We start from the raw sequence: 19,836 nt of genomic DNA, 5'->3' as shown, positions 1-19,836 counted from the left end.
TCCCGTCATTGAGGGTGCAGCAGGAGCTGCACCTGTTTCTCGTCGGATCTCTTCTCGACGCAAGCCCTGGCCTCGTCGCTCCACGTCAGGTTTTGTCGCGGATCACATAGTTGGATCGTGTCGCCGGATTGCCGGACCTCGCTGATTGATGATGACTGCGAGGAGCCCGAGAGGCTGGCGGCGGAAACGGCATTGCGGGAATTGATCAGCTCGGCCATTGCGGCCGTCAACTTGATGACATTATTCATCATCTCGAGGTTGGCGTTGCGCGCAGAGGAATTCTGATCGAAGCTTTCCTGCACGGTTCCAGGTGCTGCGGCGCTGAGCTGACGGTACCAGCGCGTTACGTCGCCAAGACTTGCCGATGTTGAAGCAGTCGTTCCCATGGCGAGCAACGTGGAGGAGCGCACGCTGGTGAAGGCGGTTTCGCCTCCACCAAAGTTCAGGGGGATTGCCGATTTGTCCGAGCCGCCAAACGCGGGCAGCCAAGCCTTCGTGATGAGACCGACATAGCCTTGAGTTTCCTTGAAGGGAGGAATACCGCCGTATTTGCTGACATTGCCAGGCCCTGAATTATAGGCGGCAAGCGCCAGGTTGACGTTGCCGCCAAAACCTTGAAGTTGGTCCTTGTAGTAGCGTGCGCCACCACGCAGGTTCTCTTCGATATTGTTGATATCGACGCCAAGGGCTGCGGCGGTCTCCGGCATGAGTTGGGCAAGGCCGGTCGCTCCGGCTGCTGACCTGGCACATGGATTAAAGCGGCTTTCCTGGTAGACCAGCGCGAGAAGCTGGTTCTCGTCCACGTGCTCCTCACGGGCGATACGACGAACGAGGCCCGCGATTTCAGGATTTGCCTCAGCAGCACCAACCGGATCGTTGCGGCGTCCGGGCCGATACATGGAGCAGGTGACCGAGGTATTCATGATGTAGCGATTGTGCTCGATCACTTCGAGATTGCCGGTTACCCGCGCGCGATGCTGACGCAGGCCAAGTGCAGAACGATCGATCGTCGGCACATCGGCTTTGGCAACGTCGGGTGCGGCAACGAAGCTTGCTGCCGCAAAGGTGATCACTGCCAAATGCGACCTCGGTGCATCGCGGCCTCTCATGGCTGATCCTCCCAGCCACAGAAGCGGGCAAGCCAGGCTGCCGGAGCGCTGCCACGCTCAGTGCGCAGGCGCTCGCATTCCTCGATGGTTTCCTTGCGGCCGGATAAGACCTTGACGAGGTCCTGCATCAGGGTGAGGTCGAGCCTGGCAATGACGCTGTCATTGCCGTGCTTGATCAGGAACGTGCGCTTTTCAGGCGCGGTGGTGCGGATGAAATTGAATTCCTTTGCCGTCAGACCGAAGCGGTGGACATAGCTTTCTTCGTCAGCACGCGGGTTGGGGAAATGGATGTTGGTGGCAGACTGTTCGATCAGTGTGTGGGCAGCTGGCGAGCGCACGATATCGGCGGCTGATTGCGTGCCGAAGCCGACGATCCCGTTCAGCTTACGGATGGTCTTCATCTTGTCGACGATGAAGTCACAAAAGGTCTGATCCCTCAACAGACGCCAGCCTTCATCCATGAAGATCATGACCGGCGTGCCGTCGAAGAGTTCTTCGAGGCGGTGATGAATGTACATCAGCGCCGGTGTGCGCACCTCGTCATTGTCAAGGATGCTGGTCATGTCGAACCCAAATATCCGACGGTCGCTGAACGACAGGACATCTTGGCTTGCGTTGAACAGCCAGGCCTTTTCGCCGTCGATCCAGGGACGAAGCCTGGCATGAAGATCGTTCTGCTCGGCACGTGATCGGCCGGTCAGAAGTCCGGCAAGGTTCGGCAAGGTTCGCTCTGCCGCAGGCTCTTCCATGAGCCGCAGGATGGCGCGCTCCAGTGTATCTTCTTCCTGCTGGTCGAACACTGCATCACGGTGATTGCGAAGCATCGCCTTCAGCAGCCGAAGCAGGAATTCCCGGTTTTGTCCGGTGTTTTCAAGCTGCAGTGGATTGAAACCTGTCGGGGTTCCCGGCGACAGGATCTCATAGGCACCATTCATCGCCCGAATGAAGATCTCTGCGCCACGATCCTTGTCGAAAAAGATGGCTCGAGGCGTGGGCCTGATCCGGAAAGCCTGTGCCATCAAAAAGGTGAGAGCCACGGTCTTGCCCGAACCGGTGGGGCCTGTGACCAGGAAGTGACCGGTATCACGCTGGTGAAAGTTGAACCAGTAGGGTGTCTGGCTCGTGGTCTCCAGGATGGTGACTGGACGACCCCAATGCACACCCAGCCTCTTGCCAGCGGCAAAATTGTGCATCGAGGAAAGCCCGGAGAAATTGGCACTCGAGAGTAGTGCGCGGCGCGCAATATAGGCTTGATTGCCGGGCAACTGTGCCCAGAAGGAAGCCTCCAGGTTCAGGTCCTCGCGCAACCAGTTGATGTTCATGTCTGTCAGACAGGCGCCGAGATCTGCGACTGACTTGTTGACCCCTGTCATGTCGCGCGACAGGCATAGCAGGGAGAGATGATGGAAACCGAAGACAGCTTCCTGGTTGAGCAGACTGTTCAAGGCGAAATCGACATCGGTTTCGACATCGCTGCCGGCCTCGTCGGATGCGCCGATCTGCCGTTTCAGCCTTGTGATCCTCTCCTGGGCGATTGGCTTGTCGACGAGCGTAAAGGACTGGGTGAGTATGAACTCGTGGTTCACCTGCAATAGCCCGTCGAGCATCCCGGGACCAGTGAAGGGCGGATATTCCTTGATGGAGAGCATGGCGCCAAAGCGGTCATCCTCCCTGATCGGTCCTTGCGCCTGCATGGTGCGCGTGGAAAAATGCAGCCTGGATGTCCCAAGGTAGGTTGCAAGACCCATGCGGGGAAGCCGCATCATCCGCGCAACGCCGCAAGTCAGGAGTGTGTTGAAGAAAGCGGCTGGTTCTGAATAGGGCTCGCCATCAATGCTCGAGATACCAAGGACTGTTGGGCCATATTTGCCGAGATCGCGAACGATATTGCCGACAAGCTCTTCCAACTCTCCAACTGCCTCGCGCAGGTATTCCTGCGACTTGCGGCCGGATGCTCGCCGGAACATACGACGGGCGCGATCACCGAGCGCCAGCGCGCCGTGCGTGTCGGACCGCAAAACAGTGAGATAGAGCTCGTTGGTGAACATGCGTTTTCCGGCAAGTGACGCGGCATAGCGCCGGTCGAGCTCTGTGAGGAACGGATCGTCAAACGCGCCATCTAGCGCGGTATCAAGCCGGCGGCGGACGACCGTTGACCAAAGGGAGAACCGACTTGACCCAAGCGCGCGGATCAAGGTGTTCTGCACGAGCGAGCGCATGTTGATCTCAGCCTGATCCTCCGTCTGGAAGAAGAGCCCGTCCAGCCTGATCGTGCTCGTCAAGGTACCGTCTTCAAGACTGACGACGGTATCCGCCACATGCCTGACGTAGGGGATATGGCGAGCCATGGATCGTTCGCGTTGGCGGACAGAACCGAAGCCGAGTTCCTGGCTGATGACGGCAAGCATAGGTTATGGTCCATAGGAGTTGGTGCCCCAGAACGTCCTGTTCGGTGTTCTCGGGGTGAGACGGGTTATGACCTGCAGCACATCGAGAGCGCGTTGATCCCGACTGCACAGCGTGAAAAGAACGACAAAGGCAATCGGCGCGGTCAGCAGCGCCCATAGTTCATTGCTTATCAGCCAGGCGATGATTGTCAGCCCAATGACGATGACCGCGGCCATGTAAGGAACGCCCCAAACGGTTGGTGAGCGTGTCAGACCGATCACCAAGGGGGTGAGGTGAGGCTTATCGTCGTCGCTAGTCATGATCCTAGTTCCCGACGGTCGATATCAATTGGTCGACGATGGCAGGCGCCCCGAAGACGAGACCGATCCCAAGGACGACAGCACCAGCGGTGAACCAGCTCAGACGCCCCGCAAAGGCGAGGAAGCCGAGACCAATGACGGCGATGATGGCAACCAGCCGACCGAAGGGACCGGTGATGAAGTCGACGACCGCCTGTACCACTGTCTGCAAGGGAGCAAACGCCTGATTGGTCGCTTGCGCCAGTGCGGCGTCTGCAAAGATCAACTGCACCAGGATAACTGCACACGTCATGGCCGTAGCTCGCGCCAAGACCTCTTGAAGATGAGACAGGACGGGCTTCATAACCTTCTCCTTCTGGTTCAGAACTGCATGACCCCGCCTTTGAATTGCGGTGGACGAGCGCCAATGGTGGTGCGGCCGATGACGTCGGTTTCCTGTCCAGAACCGCCTTTTGTTGGCTCCGTGGTAAAGGTGAGACCGAGTTGGTGATTGATCACGGAGGCCACATAACGGACGGTCTCCGGATAGGCTGGGACCCCACCATTGTCGTGGATGGCCTTTGCACCAGCGTTGTATGCGGCAGCAGCAATGATCGGATTCTTGAACTCGTCGAGAAGGGCGCGCAGGTGGCGTATCCCGCCATCGATATTCTGAACGGGGTCGCAAACGTCGATGACGTTGAGGAGCCGTGCGGTGTCAGGCATCAGTTGCATTGGTCCCCGAGCACCCCCAGGACTGTTGCGAACCCTGTCAAAGCGGCTTTCAGTCCAGGCGATAGCGAGCGCCAAGTCAGGATTGACCTCGTACCTGCCGGCACGATCAACCACCAGGGCCTTGACGTCGTCAACAGACATCGACGATGGGCCACAGGGTGCGGGGGCAGAGGACGGAGCCCGAGTATGGACTGTTTTGGTTCTATCCGGACCTGCCGACTTGTCATGCTTCTCGATCGCGGGATTGACGTGAGCAGCAGAAAAAAGCGAACCAATATAGTTCAAAAGGGAAGGGGCCGATAGGCGGTCGATTGCGGCGGTCGCCATGCCCGTCCGTGTTTGAGTGGCCCGCCCCTCGGTATCGGTAAAGGCAACGACTCCAGGTGCTGCTTGTCGGTTCACTTCACCCGCAGCGCCGGCTTTATCAGCAGTCTCGGTAGGTTGAGCCCAGGCCGTGACGGATTGCAGGGATGCGAGTGTGATCACAATAGGGATCCAGCTTTTGCGTGGCATGAAACTACCCCTGCGTTCAATGTAAAATGAAAACATATCAAAAATTGCTACTTGTCAATCCCGAAAATGAACTGTTATAGTTTGCAAACTGCCCCCGGCCCGATGTAAGGGGGATGGGATGGGAATAGCGGTTTTGGTTCATCAATCGAAAAACGTCGCGCTGCTGGCGGCAATGCTTGTGGTCCCATCGCAGGTCCCGGCTGCGGCCCCAGTCGACCGCGCCTACATCAAGTCACTTGAGGCCCCTGGAAAGACAGTTCTTGTGATCGAGTACTACGACGGAGCCAACACGGTGGCGTCTCGAAAGGGATATGCGTCTGCCGCCGGTTTTCGTGCGGTCTCTGCCCTTGACGTTCGCGTCGATAGCGAAACGACCCTGCACCTCTACGGTGTAGAGCCGTGCGAAGGCGAGATGGTAAACCGACGGGAAGGATTTTCCGGCAGCTGCTCGGACTTTGGGCGGCAGCATCTTCAGATTCTTCTCAAGTCGCCGAAGGTGATCCTCTGCCGGGCATTCGTTTCGGAGGAAAATGCGCCGCGGCAGGACGTTACCTGCTTCGGTTATTATTACTTCCCTGGCGTGCTCGACAGCATCGACAATTTTGAGGAACAGCTGCTTTCTATCGGCGCGCTCAGACTGGCAAAGAACCAGGACGGCTCCCCGATGCGGCCGGATCTTGTAGATGCCGAGAAAATCGGACGCCACGGCTATGGAATGTGGGCCGATCCGAGGACGCGGCCATGACAATCGCGAATTGTTTCGGAGACTTCAACTGTCGCGCCTGCGGCGCGATGTGGAACGTAACGGTGCCGCCACTAGGGGCGGTCGGTATGATGGTGGTCGTTACCATCACCACCGCGACTACCTCTCATAGCGCAGACGCGATCAACGCACAGCCATTGTCGTCGCGACAGCATTCGAGCTCACTCGAACTTGCCGGCAGGGCATCCGTCATCGATGGGCGCACGCTGCTCTTTCCCGAACATGGACTAAGGGTAACGCTCGCGGGCATCGACGGGTGCGACCTTGCGCAATGGGCATTCAATGGCGACGTGCGTAACGCAGCTGGCGATCGCCTGAAACCGGTGCCCTGCGGTGCCTTCGCAAAAGCCTGGCTGAAGAGGTCGATTGGAGCCCACGGCGTCGAATGCCGGATCGAGGGGAGAGGATATCTTCGCACCGGACGTTGTCGCGCCGGTAATCGTGACCTTGCTTTCGAGCTTTTGAGGGTTGGCTGGGCAAGAGTTGCGCCTTGGAACACCGGCGTTGCCGCGTACCGGCTGGCGCAAAGGCGCGCCATGGACGCCCGTTATGGCATGTGGGGGACGTATGTCCTCGACATGAACGAGTGGGGGCAGAAGGCCATCGATCGCACGGCCAGCCGACGGCCTATCGCCGATTATAATTTACTGCGCCAACGACGCGCTGAGATTTCACCGCCATTTGTTGATGCCAAGCGATTACCGAAACGCACCGACCGTTGATCGTTTACCGGAGACCGTTGGGATGAAGTCTATCCTCCTTTCCGTTCTACTGCTGTCGAGCGCCGTGAACCATGCAGCAGCCGATGAATGGGGCTGCGAAGTCCTTCTTTGCGCTGCCTTGTCTGATCCATCCTGGCATGACATTGCAGAATGCCGTCCCCCCATGAGCCGGTTGATTTCGGCCATGAAAAGGCCGGGCTTTTCCTGGCCGACATGTCCGGAGGGCGGTGCTGGAAAACCGGGTTTCGAGAAGTTTGAAGATTGTCCATCAGGCTGGTCACCAGCAGCTGGCGGATTCATGAGTGGACACCACCCGGGTGAGCTGTCGCAGTGCATTCGAAAAGGAAGCGACTGTTGGGAAGGCAGGATTGTCGGAGAAACGAGAGGCGGGCGTCTTTCAAGTGTGGAGCGAGGCGATGTCACCCGCGTTTATCACAGCCGCTGGCGATGTGATTATGTGGACTACATGGCGCGGCCCAGACGGGAAAAGCCCTACTACTTCGACATTGTCGATGATGGCAATGCCTCGTCCAGAAGGGTTTACTTCGACTTGAACTGACCTCCACCCGCGCTCAAGAGCTGGCCTCCATAATGGCAGGCTGGCGCTTCTCGGCCTTGAAAAAACCCAACTTGTTAGGTTAAATGACAATGGTCAGAGTTCTCCGCGAAGCTGGCATGCGTTTTGTTACACGGATGATCATGAACCGGCGCATGTGCATGTTTATGGAAACGCCGAGGTCAGAATCAATATTCTCCGCCTCACGGTATTATCGAACCGTAGAATGATGAAGCGGGACTTGGGTGTGGCCCTTGCGATTGTTCAAGCAAACCAGCGCCTGTTCACCGAGAAATGGGAGAGTATTCATGGGTGAGATTATCTTCGACGATCATCACTATCGAGACGCTACCCTGAAAAGGGCCGCAGAACGAGCCCATGCGCCGATCCCAGCGACGGTTCGCTTTGATGAAGCGTCCGGGCGTATCGTCGTTGATTTTACGAACGGTGCGGCTTTCATGTTGCCTGCCCGTTCGATACAAGGTCTTGAAAAGGCGACGGTTGCCCAGTTGGCCGAAGTCGAGCTTCTAGGCGAAACAGGTTTGCACTGGGAAAGTCTGGACGTGGACTTTACAATTTCGGGATTGATGAACGGCATTTTCGGAACTGCAAAGTTCCTGGACGCGCAGCGCCGAGGCGGTCAATCCCGATCTGCTGCGAAGATCGAGGCGAGCCGTGCCAACGGTGCAAAAGGCGGACGGCCCCGGAAGATCCGCTAGGTTGGCGGAGAAGTCCTGACTGTTCCAAGGGCGATTGGGTCCTGAAGCGAATGCATCTCCCAACCCGGTGTATGGAGGTTTGGTCTGGCCACGCCACAAATTTGAAGTTGTCATCACAACGACTTAATCAAACCGAGACCATAGCCGGGCATTGAGCTCCGCCTGGAGCAGACCTGCCATAATCGACAGGGAGTGCTGCGCGTTATCGTTCAATACAACTCCGTCGCATCCATTCCGCTGTGACGCATTGGAACCTCACGCGCAGGACGGGGTTTTGTTCGCAAGCCCGGAGCATCAACATGGCAGCTTCCAATTCCACGTCTCAGTCGAGTGTTTCAAGCCGCCTCGATCGCAATATCGAGGCGCTACTGTCCAGAAGGCGCGAGGAGGAGAGAAAGGCTTCGGCTCAGGACAGGGTTGCAGCAGCTATGACGCATTTTGCGGGTTCGATGACCTTCGTCTACATTAATGCCATCGTGTTCGGAAGCTGGATCCTGATCAATATCGGCGTTCTACCCTTCGTTCCCGCTTTCGACCCGTCGCTCGTCATCCTTGCCATGGTTGCCTCGGTCGAAGCGATATTCATCTCCACCTTCGTAATGATCAGTCAGAATCGGATGGCTGACGCCGACGACAAACGAGCCGACCTCAACCTTCAGATATCGCTACTGGCCGAGCATGAGGCGACGCAGGTTCTGACAATTGTGTCAGCGATTGCGGAAAAGCTCGGAGTGCAGCTTGAGCAAAAGGACGAGATCGAGGAACTGCAAGAGGACGTCACTCCGGAAGACGTGCTCGACACGATGGAGAAGATCTCAAACAGCACCGATGGGCCGTCCTGACGTTGAGATGAAATTCGATTGGCGTAGGGACAGATTTGTAGTGACCAGTCCGTCTGAAAGCGGCGGTCCTATTCAAACCTCTTGTAGCACGTGATTTGCCAGCATCTCGCTTGCGGTCTGCGGTTTGCCAAACAGGTATCCCTGGCCCGTCTCGCACCGCAGGTTTTGGAGCGCTTCCATCTCAGCCTCGCCTTCGATGCCTTCCGCAACGATCTCCAGGCCGAGACCATGGGCAATCGACACGATGCCCTTTACGATCTCCATGACGCCGGCGTCCCGCGTCAACCTGCGCACGAAGGACTGATCGATCTTGAGCTTGTCGAGCGGAAGGTCGGCGAGATAGCTCAGCGAGGAATATCCTGTTCCAAAATCGTCCAATGCCAGAGCGACGCCCGCAGCACGTAATGCGGCCATTTTTTCGGTCGAGCGTGCATTATTGTCGAGAAACGTCGATTCAGTCATTTCGATGCAGAGTCGGGATTTGGGCAACCTGCTTAACGCAAGAGCCAGCCTCACTTCCGCTTCGACGTCTGAGCGTTCGAACTGGATCGGCGAGACGTTGACGGCGACTATGCCATAGGGCCACCTTGAAGCTTCGATACAAGCCTCCATGAGGACCCAGCGGCCAATTTCGCAGATCAGCCCTGATGTCTCGGCAATTGGCACGAACTCAGCTGGCGATATGAGGCCGAGCTCAGGATGTCGCCATCGCAATAGGGCCTCCGCGCCAACAAATCTGCCGGTGGCGAGATTGATCTGCGGTTGAAACAGCAGAAAGAACTGACGCTCTGCCATTGCTGTTCGCATGTCGGCTTCAAGGCGACGGGAACGTGCCTGAGCTTGGGCCGTGGCCGGGTCAAACATCGCCCAGCGCGTCGACCCTGCCTTGGCCTCATAAAGCGCGGATTCAGCGGCGCGCAAGGCCTCCTCCGGATCTGTCGGCCCCAGCGGTGCGGCTCCCAGTCGAACAGAGACATTCGTCCGCATATCGTTCGCGAAGAGGGGCTCGTCAAAAAGCGAAACGAGATGTTCAGCAACGACCGCTTTATCCTGGATTTCCTCGAGCCATGCGATCGCAAAAAGGTCACCGTCAATACGCGCAAGCACTGCCTCCACGTTTTCAGAAAGGCGGTTGGCGATTGCTCTGAGCATATTGTCACCGACAGCTCTTCCCAGTGTCGAGCAGATGCGAGAGAACCGATCGACGTCGAGGACCGCGACCATGCCATCGCACCCTTCGATACGCGCGAGAAACTCACGACGACTGAGGAGCCCGGTGAGCTGATCTTCTTCGGACAGCCGCTTCAGCCTGGCTTCGTAGCGCTTGCGGGTGGTGATGTCACGGATGATGATGCAGCCGCCAAATCTTGTTCCGGACTTCGAGATCGCGTCCTCGAGCGGCGAAAGAGTGATGATTGCTTCGTAGTCGAAATGGCTGTCTGCCTCATTTTCGGAAAACTGGACGGTCACTGAGCGAACCAAACCAGGACTTGCGGCAAACTGATGGACCAGTTCACCAAGGGCTCGGGAGACGCGCTCATTTACGGCGGCGAGAATATCGGCGCCAAGATCGGATTTCAGGATCGATCTTGCCGACTCGTTGATCTCCACAATCTTCAGGTCGTCGCCGAATGCCACGATGCCATCCGAGCTATTGGAGATGATGCGGGCCATCAGGCGCCGTGTATTGCTGGCGTTTGTCCTGGCGATGGCTGCGACTACCTGGCCGAGGTCGATGCGCTCGTTCAATGCAAGAACCCATGCGAGGAAGAGCAGCATCCACGGTACCGCGGTTCGGATCACGAACGCAAAGTCCCTCTGGAGAAGATATGCGGCGATCTCGCCGATCAATCCGAATGCTGCGAGCAAACCGCTCGTTCTTGTCATGCCGATGTAGCGAAAGGAAAGCAGGGCCGCGATGAGGCAGGTCGCCAGTAGAAGCTCGAGCGGTCGTTGACCGAATGTCTTGAGTGTGCGGCCCTGAAGCAGTGTTTCGGCCGCCAGGACGTGAATCAAAGGCCCAGCTAGCGCGCCGTAGACCGGGACGGGGAAAATGTCCTTGAGTTCGGTTGCCGAACCACCGACGACGACCGAGCGGCCGGCAAGCTCAGCGGCTCCGACCGTACGGTCAAGAACGTCCGACAGGGAGTAGGTTGGCACGCTTTGCGGTGTGATCGAGAAATCCACCAACTGGCTTTCGATCGCTGCCGAGGCGCCGCCAAGTGCGGCGGCCACGGATGGCGTGGGAGTACCGTTATCAATGTCCCCAAGCGAGAACCGTCTGACCAATCCATCCAGGTCAAGTGAAACATTCGCGAAGGCCGGCCAGGATTTGTCGAGGAGTTGAGGGATAGGTCTTGATATCTCGGTTTCCGACGAATTTGCCGACGCTTGCTGGCGAAAAAGGGGAAGCAAGACGCCTGTGCCTGCGCGTTCCAGCGCAGCTGAAAGGAGCGCGTCTTCTTCGGCAGTGGAGGGCGTTGAAAAATCGATATCCAGCACGATGTCGCCGACCTTGGCAGACACGAGCCTGTCCAGCAGCTCTCCATAAAGACCCCGCGGCCACGGCCATGTACCAACCTGATCGATGCTACGTTTGTCGATCGCGACGAAAACGATCTTTCCGGATGCAGGGCGTTCGGCCAGGGAAAAGCGTTTTGCAATCAGCGCGTGGTCCAATTGTACGATTGGACGAAGGTCGGCGCAAAACGCCGCGACACCCAGCATCCCTGCTATGATGATGCAGCGAGACGCGGTCGCTCCAGCGAAACTGCTGGCAACCCGCAGCAAATTCGCAGCTGCCTTCCTCACCGCCCCTTGCCATTCCCATTGCCATTGCCGTTATTACCGCTGCCCCCCTTGCCGTTTCCGTTGTTCCCGCTTCTGCCATGCCCATTGCCGTTGTTTCCGCTAGCGGAATTGCCATGGTTTCCGCTGCCAGAGTTGTTGCCCTTCGCGCCGTTGTTCCCGCCGTTTCCATGACCGGTGTCGCCGCTGTTTCCATTGCCATTGCCGCTGCCACGCGAACGATCCGATCCGTTGTTTCCATTGCTGGATCTATCACCGCCAATGCTGCTTCCGCCAAAGTGGCTCTTGCCGTTGGCAGCCTTAGATCCATCATCGGCCTTCGAAGGCTTATTATTGCTGTTGGCCTGCTTCTCGCTGCCCAGTTTTTTGCTTCCCGCGGCCGGAAGCTTTGCTGCCGACGCCGGGACCGACGTGATCGAAGGTGTTGCTTCCTGCCCAGCGACACTCATACCGGTCTTGGCGCCGACGCTGGCGGACTGCTTCGGGCCGACATTTGCCTGCTGGCCGCTGGCAAAGGAGGTAACCTGAACGAGACCTCGGTCGACCTTGACGGATGCCGCCGTCTTGCTGACGGAGACGTGGAAGATCGTCCCTTTTACCACGGCTGCGAGGAAGGGTGTCTGGACTGTTGTGTGCGGTTGGCTCCGCTTCTCGATTTCCAGCTCGAGCGACCCAATCTGTTGCTTGATTTCCGTCTTGCGCGGCGACAAGAAGCCTGACGTCGTCGTGATGGACGCAGTTGTGTTCGGTTGAAATTCGATCCTCTCGACACCGCGAACCAACAGCGCCCGTCCCCGGGTACCTGTGGTAATCGATGCGTGGTTCGGCAAGACGTCTCCGGCATGCAAATCGATCCACTTGGCGTCCCCGAGTGAATATCGAACCTCTTTCGTGGCTTTGGCTACCCGCCAGTCATCATTTGCAGCAAACGAAGACACCGGTACGAGTAAAAATGCGAGAACGATAAAACGGAAACAAGCGAACATGATCTTCCCCTCTGATCTGACGAAGACATCATGGGGTTGTTAAGAATGGCTATAGATCGTCGGCGAAGTTTCCCAGCGTACGGTAACGGACGGACAGTCCTTGTCGATGCGGATCCTCCTCCCGAATTTGTAATTGTGACGCACGGCCGCGTACTCGGCGTGCGCTGGCGTACCGCATCATTTATTGACCTCTAATGTAGCAACGGTACTATTCTTCCACTTCAGTAATCGGGAGCTCGTCATCGAAAACCCAAACCATCGAGATGAGGATGCCTGCAAGGTCGTCGCAAGGAACGCAACTCGTTGAATGCGGTCGAGCGGTGGTGCGAACAGTCAGCGCTGGGCAGCCTGCTGCACGGACCAACACCGCTGAATGGGCGGGGCCCGGCGTAAGGGGCATTGCCCCGGGTCGCATCAATTCCTGAGAGCAAGCTCTCTGTCCTCCGTCCGGCGGGCATTGAAAGGCACCTCGTGATGCTTTTGTCGGTTGAGAACACAGGAATGGAAGGGAATGCCACGCGCTGACGATATTACCGGTCAAAGATACGGCCGTCTGACAGGGCTCCGTCCCGATAGCGTGCCTGGCCGTCACAAGCGCTGGATCTTTCGGTGCGATTGCGGCAACGAGCGTTCTATGTTTCTTTTTGCCGTAAAAAAGGGAGACAGCAAAAGTTGCGGATGCCTGCGCGCAGAACGCAACCGGGAGCGATCCCTGGTTCATGGACACGCGGTTGGCCATAAAGTCACTCCGACGAGACGTGCGTACACTGAGGTGAAAAGCCGATGTGAAAACAGAGCCGATCCGCTTTACGGGAAGTTCGGTGGGGCAGGTGTCAAATTGTGCCCGCGCTGGGCTTCATTTTCAGCTTTCCTTGAAGACATGGGTGAGCGTCCTCCCGGTACGGTGCTCGGCCGTCTCAAAAATACGGGAGACTTTGAGCCAGCCAACTGCATATGGGCGTCCAAACGCAAGCCAGCGGCTTATGAGAACATTCTGGTGAGATCGCGGGGCGCCGATGTCTCTGTCCTGGAGCTTGCAAGGCTCCACCAGGTCAATCCAAAACAGCTCTGGACCCGCATCAAGTTTCTCGAAGAGGACGCCGACGAAGCGATCGAGCGACTAAAACACGAGCAGTAACCAGACTGACGTTCGAGGAGCCAAATCCGCCGGGCAGCCGGCTGATTGGCGGCGGGCCTCAATCGACTTCAGCCGTGCAACCTTTTTTCTCCATGCTCCGCTTCAGCTTCTCTCGGTGCTAAATGTCCTTGCTCGGCAGCCGCCGATGACGTTGCGCTCCTGCAAGGCAAGCGTTGCCCAATCCCATATTGTTCCATTTCCCACCCCACCGCCGTGGGCGAACGCTGAACTGGGGTCGATCGCGATGAAAGCAGCAAGGATCAAGCCAGCGGTCGTCGACACAAGGCCCCCGTTGAATGTTGGCCTATCATACCTTCCAGGACCAAGCTTCGAAAGCTGTCGGCCGAGGGTACCATTGTCGATTAACGGGATCGACCCTCGCATTTGGAGGTCGCTTTTGCCGGATGGCGGGGGCGAGCCGCGGGCCAGTGAACACCAGGCTTGCAGGCCTTTTGCGACAATTTCTGCGCCTTGAAAGGAACCTCTATCTTTTTTTTGGTGATGATGGAGCGGTAATGGTCCAGGATGTAGGAGGCCGAAAGCGCATCAGTCAGCACGTTGCGACTTATCCAATTGGTGCCGTTCATGTTCATTTCGTCTGTCCCAAAAACCTTCAGTGGCTATGAAAATTTTCAGGTGGAAGCGCCCGACAATTTCCCGGGCGCTCCCGATCATATGGTGGTTTCGGCCTTCATGGCCGCTACCAGATCCTCATGCGTGCGCATGCCTTTGTTGAAAAGATCGGCAACGGTTGCCATGATCCTGGCCACCGCAGCCCCATCCTTTTCCACCCCGCGTTCGCGTGCGACCGTCTTTACGGCATCTACACAAAGGCGGAGTTCTTCTCTAGTCAGAAGACGCGTCGTCATTCCTTCCTCCAGGACGCTCGCCTAACGACGGCATGAGCAGCTCTCCTAGAAGCCCATTCCGGCGCCTGCGGGCAGCGCTGGAGCGGCTTCATCCTTTGGCTTCTCGGCAATCATTGCCTCTGTCGTAATCAACAGGCCCGCAACCGAAGCGGCATCCTCAAGCGCGGTGCGGACAACCTTGACCGGATCAATCACGCCTTGGCCATAGAGGTCGCCGAACTCGCCCGTCTGTGCGTTCCAGCCGAAGGAGAAGCCCGTCTGTTCGCGGAGTTTTCCGACGATGACCGAACCCTCGGCGCCAGCGTTTTCTGCGATCTGCCGGACGGGAGCCTCGATGGCACGCCGGATAATATCGACCCCCACGCGCTGGTCGCGGTTGTCCGTCTCAAGGCCCTCGAGAGCCTTGACGGCGCGCAGCAGTGCAACGCCACCGCCGGGAAGAATTCCTTCTTCAACTGCGGCACGAGTCGCGTGAAGAGCATCGTCTACGCGGTCCTTCTTCTCCTTGACCTCTACCTCTGTCGAACCGCCAACACGAATGACGGCAACGCCACCGGCAAGCTTTGCAAGGCGTTCCTGCAGCTTTTCCCGGTCGTAGTCGGAGGTCGTTTCCTCGATCTGAGCCCTGATCTGTGCGACGCGCCCATCGATCTCGGCTTTTGATCCGACGCCGTCGATGATCGTCGTGTTCTCCTTTTCGATGGTGACCTTTTTCGCACGACCAAGCATGTTCAGGGTGACATTCTCCAGCTTGATACCAAGATCCTCCGAAACCGCCGTTCCGCCGGTGAGGATCGCGATATCCTCAAGCATGGCCTTGCGGCGATCGCCGAAGCCCGGAGCCTTGACGGCAGCGATCTTCAGGCCGCCGCGCAGCTTGTTGACGACGAGTGTCGCAAGAGCTTCACCTTCAACGTCTTCAGCGATCACAAGGAGCGGCTTGCCCGACTGTACGACGGCTTCGAGGACCGGGAGCAGGGACTGCAGGTTCGACAGCTTCTTCTCGTGAATGAGGATGTAAGGCTCCTCGAACTCAACACGCATCTTCTCAGGGTTGGTGACGAAATAGGGGCTGAGATAACCGCGGTCGAACTGCATTCCCTCGACGACCTCGAGTTCGGTATCGGCAGTCTTGGCTTCCTCAACGGTAATGACACCTTCGTTACCGACCTTCTGCATTGCCTCTGCGAGGAAGCGACCGACTTCGGAATCGCCGTTGGCGGAAATGGTTCCGACCTGAGCGATTTCCGAGTTGTTGGATATCTTTCGCGCGTTGGTCTTCAACTCATTGACCACCGCATCGACAGCCAGATCAATGCCGCGTTTTAGATCCATCGGGTTCATGCCGGAGGCGACAGCCTTGGCGCCCTCGCGAACGATGGCCTGTGCGAGGACGGTTGCGGTCGTCGTTCCGTCTCCCGCCAGATCGTTCGTCTTTGATGCTACCTCACGCAGCATTTGCGCGCCCATGTTCTCGAACTTGTCTTCCAGTTCGATTTCCTTGGCAACCGTTACCCCATCCTTGGTGATGCGGGGCGCGCCGAAAGACTTGGAGATGACGACGTTGCGTCCCTTGGGACCAAGGGTCACCTTGACAGCGTCTGCAAGTGTATCGACGCCGCGCAGCATGCGGGTGCGCGCATCAGTGCTGAACTTGATTTCCTTTGCAGCCATCTTTCTAACTCCCAGATAGCAATTGACCCAACTGCGCCTTAAGCGGCCTGCTTCTGCTCGCTGTGAATTTCGATAATTCCCAAAACGTCGCTTTCTTTCATGATCAGAAGGTCTTCTCCGTTGATCTTGATCTCGGTGCCGGACCACTTGCCAAACAGGATGCGATCCCCCGCTTTTACGTCGAGTGCCTGAATTTGACCTGCCTCGTTGCGAGCGCCGGTGCCAACGGCGACCACTTCTCCCTCCTGGGGCTTTTCCTTGGCTGTGTCGGGGATGATAATGCCGCCCCTGGTCCTTTCTTCAGACTCGACGCGGCGGACCAGGACACGGTCATGCAGTGGACGGAATGACATGTTTTCCTCCTTGGACAAACGATCATGTTTTGAAACCCTTGCCGGACCGGATGGCCAGTCCGGGCGGGTGCGAGGCCTCGAAGAGCACCTCGCGGCAAAGATTTATTTTGCTATTTTTCGGCTTTCAAGATGGTCTCGAAAAAATTTTGGCACTCATGGCCAACGAGTGCCAGCCGCCCTCTTGATCTGTAAATTCTCGGTTCCTAGGTTTTGGCCGCGGTTTTCACGGGAGGCCGCGCGGCTTCACGTCAATGGAGTGAGACAAGCATGAATACAGAAGGCGACATGAGGGCGCTGAGTGTCGAGGAGCGCGAGGAGATCTTCATCGATATCGCGCGGCAGCTGGATCGTACCGCCCTGGAATCTATGGTGGAAGGCAACCGGAAGTTCGCGATGGTCTCGAAGAACATGGCCGATGCGATCTTCATCAGCGCCGATGAGCTGGCCCGCGACGAAAGTCATACTCCTTTCCATGTCATGAAACAGGCGAGGGAACTCGTCCGCCAGTTCGAGGCCGTCCACCCTCACCGCATGCGCAGTCACGCCATCCACTAGGGTTCACGTAGAACCGCCACCATCGGCAGCTTCGCTGCGTTGGAGAGGCTGAAGCGCTTCCTTAGCCTCGCGATCTATTTGCCTTGCGCCTCAGGAAAGGGCGGCCTTCAAGATCTTGCGCCGCCCCTAACTACCAGTGCTCTAGTGAAGGAAGGTCCTCTTGGACGTTTTTTCGACGATTGCTTCTACCGCGCCGATGAGGCGGCTTGCCCGTCCTAGGACAACGACTCCACGCTGGTCGACGCCGATCCGGTGCGCCATGGCCTCGATTGCTCGAGCGACATTATTTAGCTTGGCGCCAAGGTCGGCCATATCAAACCGGTACGCTTGTCGGGCAAGACGGTATAGGCAATCCGCATAGCGGGACGCTACAATCATTCGGCCGCCGATCTTATCGACATGGGGACCGTTTCCAGCGGCCATCGCATTTGGCTTCACGATCATGATGGCCTCCGAAATCAGCGGTAATAAGCTTCGGGTCTGGCCATTGACGGAGCCTCACCGTCATCGAGGGCCTTGAGAGCCTTGAGGATGTCCTCATAGCGCACAGGTTTCCTGACCCCCGGTGGGCGCCGCAGTTGTGGCGAGGAGTCGACAGCAAAGAGATCGGAAGCCCAGGAAGCAAGGATGGCCCGCTTTTCGCTGTCGCATAGCGCGGTTGCGAGGATGTCGCGCGGGTGATCATAGGACTGTTTCCTGTCAAGGATCCGATTCGTGCCCGGCTTCTCCGAGGCACGAGGGTTGAGTTGATCGTTCCTTTCAGTCGTCATCTTCGTTTCTCCTAAAAACCTTCATCAAGGGAGTGAAAATCTCCAGGCAGAACTGAGATTGTTTCAACGATTTCATCGTTCAAGAGGTCGGGCTGGCCGCTGTTAAAAAAATTTTTATGAGCCATCTTGAATCTGCAAATCCCCCAAACCAGATCATTTTCGCCGGCCGCCTGAAAGGGGCTGGCAGCGTCGGAGGCGCCCGACTTGCGCGTCTCCATTCCAACTCGCTTTACGGAGGTTTTGGTTATGAGAAACGAACTCGACTTTACACCGCTTTTCCGATCCAGCATCGGCTTTGACAGGGTGTTCAATCTTCTTGCCAACTCGCAGCGCGTTCAGGGGATAGAAACCTGGCCGCCATATGACATCCTGAAGACGGACGAGGATGGCTACCGGATCCAGATGGCGGTCGCGGGCTTTTCCGATGGTGATCTTGACATCACGCAGGAACGCAACGTTCTCGTGGTGAAGGGCCAGAAGGCGGAAGACAGTGGCGGCGAATACCTCCACCGAGGGATCGCTGGCCGCGCCTTCGAACGACGCTTCGAGCTTGCCGATCACGTTCGCGTTGAAAATGCAACGCTGACAAATGGTCTCCTCAGCATAGACCTGAAGCGAGAAATTCCCGAGGCCATGAAGCCGCGCAAGATTGCGATTGGCGCAGAAACTGCGCCTCACTCGCTGCAGATCGACGCCGAAAAGCAAGTCGCGTAACTGGGGGGGCGGGGGCGTCGCGATTGCGGCGCTCCCTTTGCAGCGATGAAGACGATTGACGTTCGAAAGCCAAATACGTTTGACGCCCGGGATCTTGCCGCCTGTCAGCCGGTGTTCAACCAGGTGCTTACAGAAGGTGGTCTAGAAAAGGGGTCGGAAGAAGCGGATCGCATAGCAGCGATCCTTGTGACACTTTACCGCGAGGGAGTGCGCGATCCGGCGCATCTGGCAATGATGGTGCGAACTGCACGGGGATTGCTTGAGACGCGGCATTGACTTTGAAGGGCACAACGGCGCTACAAGCGAATTTGACCATCTGAGGCATAACATCTGGGGTGCGATGGCCAGTTCTGGCGTCGCCAAGGTCGAAGAGCGGCGCGAACCGATCACTGACGAACCCCCAGGCGGGATCGTCGACAAGCCCTCGAATCCGAGGAAGATTGGAGAGCGCTGCTGAAACGCGACGGTCACGCCCGAGGTGAACTCAAGCGATCTTCCGTTTCAGCCACGTCGGCGGGGTTCCATGAAAGCCTCCGTCGAGAGCGTGCGAGCAACCGCATGTCCGATCGGTTGAAAGCCCTGAAATTGCTTCTATCAGTGTCTTTTCAATAAGGTCGTGGAGACCTTCTTTGTAGTAGATTTCGTTCATGCTGCCGGGTCCAAAGTGAACCACCGCTGGTGCCATCCCCGAACCAAAATTGATAACTGGTGCTATCGACGCGAAGCACAGTTCCGCTTCGCGCGCGAAGATAACCTCTGGCACAAGCGGCGTGCCGACTATGTCACCCCCGTCGCGTTGATAGGAGCGAATTTCTGCGGGCGTTTCGAAACGGGGACCTTCGGTGCAAACAAAGGTGCCACGCTCGATGACGCGATTACTGTACTTGTTTGCGGCGGCGATCAGTTCCGTGCGAAGACGCGGGCAAAATGGATCAGTGAAGTCGACGCGCACCCAGCAATCGCTCTCGTCGAACAAGGACTGGGCGCGCGACTTCGTCTTGTCGAGGAAGTCATCGGAAATGACGATATCACCGGGCCGAATGGCCGGATTGACGGAGCCGATGGCGTTCTGGGAAATGATGGCCTCGACGCCCAGTTCGCGAAACGCCCATATGTTCGCATGATAGTTTATCTTGTGACTGGGTACCGTCAGCTTTTCGCCATACCGCAGAATGACCGCCGTCTCGCGCCCGCCAATGGTTCCGAGCAGGACTTCGGCTTTACCCCACGGGGTCGAAACGGATTCCGACCGACGATTTTGAAGAAGGTTTTCGGAGGCAGCGCTCGTAAGCAGTCCGACTGGTGCTCTGTTCATACTCGATT

General features: G+C 57.4%; 24 protein-coding genes. 9 read left to right on the top strand and 15 right to left on the bottom strand.

Translation table 11 applies throughout. The features are described from left to right. Positions 1 to 5 precede the first annotated feature (5 nt). From FHT76_RS38055 to FHT76_RS38035, 5 genes are read right to left on the bottom strand one after another with little or no spacing between them, the layout of a single operon-like run. The gene (locus FHT76_RS38055) at positions 6 to 1,109 is read right to left on the bottom strand and encodes a lytic transglycosylase domain-containing protein (protein WP_183865019.1); all 1,104 of its coding nucleotides are present in this window, start codon (positions 1,107 to 1,109) and stop codon (positions 6 to 8) included. Next, a complete protein-coding gene (locus FHT76_RS38050) occupies positions 1,106 to 3,517 on the bottom strand; it encodes a VirB4 family type IV secretion/conjugal transfer ATPase (RefSeq protein ID WP_183865020.1) in 2,412 nt (803 codons plus the stop codon). The genes FHT76_RS38055 and FHT76_RS38050 overlap by 4 nt, the downstream gene beginning before the upstream one ends. A 3-nt stretch (positions 3,518 to 3,520) precedes the next feature. Continuing rightward, entirely contained in the window at positions 3,521 to 3,817 is a 297-nt protein-coding gene (locus tag FHT76_RS38045) for a type IV secretion system protein VirB3 (protein WP_183758790.1), read from the bottom strand. Positions 3,818 to 3,821: 4 nt separating this feature from the next. Further along, complete coding sequence (locus FHT76_RS38040; protein ID WP_183865021.1) at positions 3,822 to 4,160, bottom strand: TrbC/VirB2 family protein; 339 nt, start codon at positions 4,158 to 4,160, stop codon at positions 3,822 to 3,824. Positions 4,161 to 4,177: 17 nt separating this feature from the next. Beyond that, positions 4,178 to 4,672 carry a lytic transglycosylase domain-containing protein gene (locus FHT76_RS38035; RefSeq protein WP_183865022.1) on the bottom strand — a complete coding sequence of 165 codons (495 nt, stop codon included), beginning with the start codon at positions 4,670 to 4,672 and terminating at the stop codon, positions 4,178 to 4,180. Between the two features lie 544 nt (positions 4,673 to 5,216). On the opposite strand from FHT76_RS38035, the gene FHT76_RS38030 reads away from it, so the two are divergent. From FHT76_RS38030 to FHT76_RS38005, 6 genes are all read left to right on the top strand, one after another. Next, the gene (locus FHT76_RS38030) at positions 5,217 to 5,789 is read left to right on the top strand and encodes a hypothetical protein (RefSeq protein ID WP_183758822.1); all 573 of its coding nucleotides are present in this window, start codon (positions 5,217 to 5,219) and stop codon (positions 5,787 to 5,789) included. Continuing rightward, the gene (locus FHT76_RS38025) at positions 5,786 to 6,529 is read left to right on the top strand and encodes a thermonuclease family protein (RefSeq protein WP_183758787.1); all 744 of its coding nucleotides are present in this window, start codon (positions 5,786 to 5,788) and stop codon (positions 6,527 to 6,529) included. Before FHT76_RS38030 ends, FHT76_RS38025 begins: the two co-directional genes overlap by 4 nt. A gap of 22 nt (positions 6,530 to 6,551) precedes the next feature. Further along, complete coding sequence (locus FHT76_RS38020; RefSeq protein ID WP_183865023.1) at positions 6,552 to 7,088, top strand: hypothetical protein; 537 nt, start codon at positions 6,552 to 6,554, stop codon at positions 7,086 to 7,088. A gap of 154 nt (positions 7,089 to 7,242) precedes the next feature. Beyond that, positions 7,243 to 7,401 carry a DUF4160 domain-containing protein gene (locus FHT76_RS38015; protein WP_259186635.1) on the top strand — a complete coding sequence of 53 codons (159 nt, stop codon included), beginning with the start codon at positions 7,243 to 7,245 and terminating at the stop codon, positions 7,399 to 7,401. Further along, the gene (locus FHT76_RS38010; RefSeq protein ID WP_183758783.1) at positions 7,394 to 7,804 is read left to right on the top strand and encodes a DUF2442 domain-containing protein; all 411 of its coding nucleotides are present in this window, start codon (positions 7,394 to 7,396) and stop codon (positions 7,802 to 7,804) included. Before FHT76_RS38015 ends, FHT76_RS38010 begins: the two co-directional genes overlap by 8 nt. Before the next feature lie 299 nt (positions 7,805 to 8,103). After that, entirely contained in the window at positions 8,104 to 8,646 is a 543-nt protein-coding gene (locus tag FHT76_RS38005; protein WP_183865024.1) for a DUF1003 domain-containing protein, read from the top strand. A gap of 72 nt (positions 8,647 to 8,718) precedes the next feature. Here FHT76_RS38005 and FHT76_RS38000 read toward each other — a convergent pair whose 3' ends face one another. Beyond that, a complete protein-coding gene (locus tag FHT76_RS38000) occupies positions 8,719 to 11,457 on the bottom strand; it encodes an EAL domain-containing protein (RefSeq protein ID WP_259186633.1) in 2,739 nt (912 codons plus the stop codon). Beyond that, positions 11,454 to 12,284, bottom strand: a complete 831-nt coding sequence (locus FHT76_RS37995; RefSeq protein ID WP_405049532.1) for a FecR domain-containing protein — start codon at positions 12,282 to 12,284, stop codon at positions 11,454 to 11,456. Before FHT76_RS37995 ends, FHT76_RS38000 begins: the two co-directional genes overlap by 4 nt. A 790-nt stretch (positions 12,285 to 13,074) precedes the next feature. Here FHT76_RS37995 and FHT76_RS37990 point away from each other — a divergent pair. Further along, entirely contained in the window at positions 13,075 to 13,578 is a 504-nt protein-coding gene (locus FHT76_RS37990; RefSeq protein WP_246712841.1) for a hypothetical protein, read from the top strand. A gap of 362 nt (positions 13,579 to 13,940) precedes the next feature. Here the strand turns inward: FHT76_RS37990 and FHT76_RS37985 are convergent, their stop codons facing one another. From FHT76_RS37985 to groES, 4 genes are all read right to left on the bottom strand, one after another. Then, positions 13,941 to 14,171, bottom strand: coding sequence for a hypothetical protein (locus FHT76_RS37985; RefSeq protein WP_259186631.1), 231 nt, complete (start codon positions 14,169 to 14,171; stop codon positions 13,941 to 13,943). A gap of 78 nt (positions 14,172 to 14,249) precedes the next feature. Continuing rightward, a complete protein-coding gene (locus FHT76_RS37980; RefSeq protein WP_183758760.1) occupies positions 14,250 to 14,447 on the bottom strand; it encodes a hypothetical protein in 198 nt (65 codons plus the stop codon). 45 nt (positions 14,448 to 14,492) lie between these two features. Continuing rightward, entirely contained in the window at positions 14,493 to 16,121 is a 1,629-nt protein-coding gene (groL, locus tag FHT76_RS37975) for a chaperonin GroEL (RefSeq protein WP_183758757.1), read from the bottom strand. 38 nt (positions 16,122 to 16,159) lie between these two features. Then, the gene (gene groES / locus FHT76_RS37970) at positions 16,160 to 16,474 is read right to left on the bottom strand and encodes a co-chaperone GroES (protein ID WP_183758756.1); all 315 of its coding nucleotides are present in this window, start codon (positions 16,472 to 16,474) and stop codon (positions 16,160 to 16,162) included. A gap of 267 nt (positions 16,475 to 16,741) precedes the next feature. Between groES and FHT76_RS37965 the strand changes: the two genes are divergently transcribed. Beyond that, complete coding sequence (locus FHT76_RS37965) at positions 16,742 to 17,029, top strand: hypothetical protein (RefSeq protein WP_183758754.1); 288 nt, start codon at positions 16,742 to 16,744, stop codon at positions 17,027 to 17,029. 141 nt (positions 17,030 to 17,170) lie between these two features. On the opposite strand, the gene FHT76_RS37960 is transcribed toward FHT76_RS37965, so the two are convergent. The 3 genes from FHT76_RS37960 to FHT76_RS37950 are packed head-to-tail and all read right to left on the bottom strand — an operon-like array spanning position 17,171 to position 18,017. Continuing rightward, a complete protein-coding gene (locus FHT76_RS37960; RefSeq protein ID WP_183865026.1) occupies positions 17,171 to 17,473 on the bottom strand; it encodes a hypothetical protein in 303 nt (100 codons plus the stop codon). 14 nt (positions 17,474 to 17,487) lie between these two features. Further along, entirely contained in the window at positions 17,488 to 17,799 is a 312-nt protein-coding gene (locus FHT76_RS37955) for a hypothetical protein (protein ID WP_183865027.1), read from the bottom strand. Between the two features lie 11 nt (positions 17,800 to 17,810). Next, on the bottom strand, positions 17,811 to 18,017 hold the full coding sequence (locus FHT76_RS37950) for a hypothetical protein (protein ID WP_183758748.1): 207 nt from the start codon (positions 18,015 to 18,017) through the stop codon (positions 17,811 to 17,813). A 28-nt stretch (positions 18,018 to 18,045) separates the two neighbouring features. Here FHT76_RS37950 and FHT76_RS37945 point away from each other — a divergent pair, with 28 nt between their 5' ends. Further along, entirely contained in the window at positions 18,046 to 18,513 is a 468-nt protein-coding gene (locus FHT76_RS37945; protein WP_183758746.1) for an Hsp20 family protein, read from the top strand. A gap of 484 nt (positions 18,514 to 18,997) precedes the next feature. Here FHT76_RS37945 and FHT76_RS37935 read toward each other — a convergent pair whose 3' ends face one another. After that, positions 18,998 to 19,828 (bottom strand): MTAP family purine nucleoside phosphorylase, encoded by an 831-nt coding sequence (locus tag FHT76_RS37935; protein WP_259186627.1) that lies wholly within the window; start codon positions 19,826 to 19,828, stop codon positions 18,998 to 19,000. Between the last annotated feature and the right edge of the window lie 8 nt (positions 19,829 to 19,836).

It is taken from the genome of Rhizobium sp. BK176 (genome assembly GCF_024808055.1).
The sequence above is the reverse complement of the archived record's forward strand: the minus strand, read 5'-3'. Positions and strand labels throughout refer to the sequence as shown.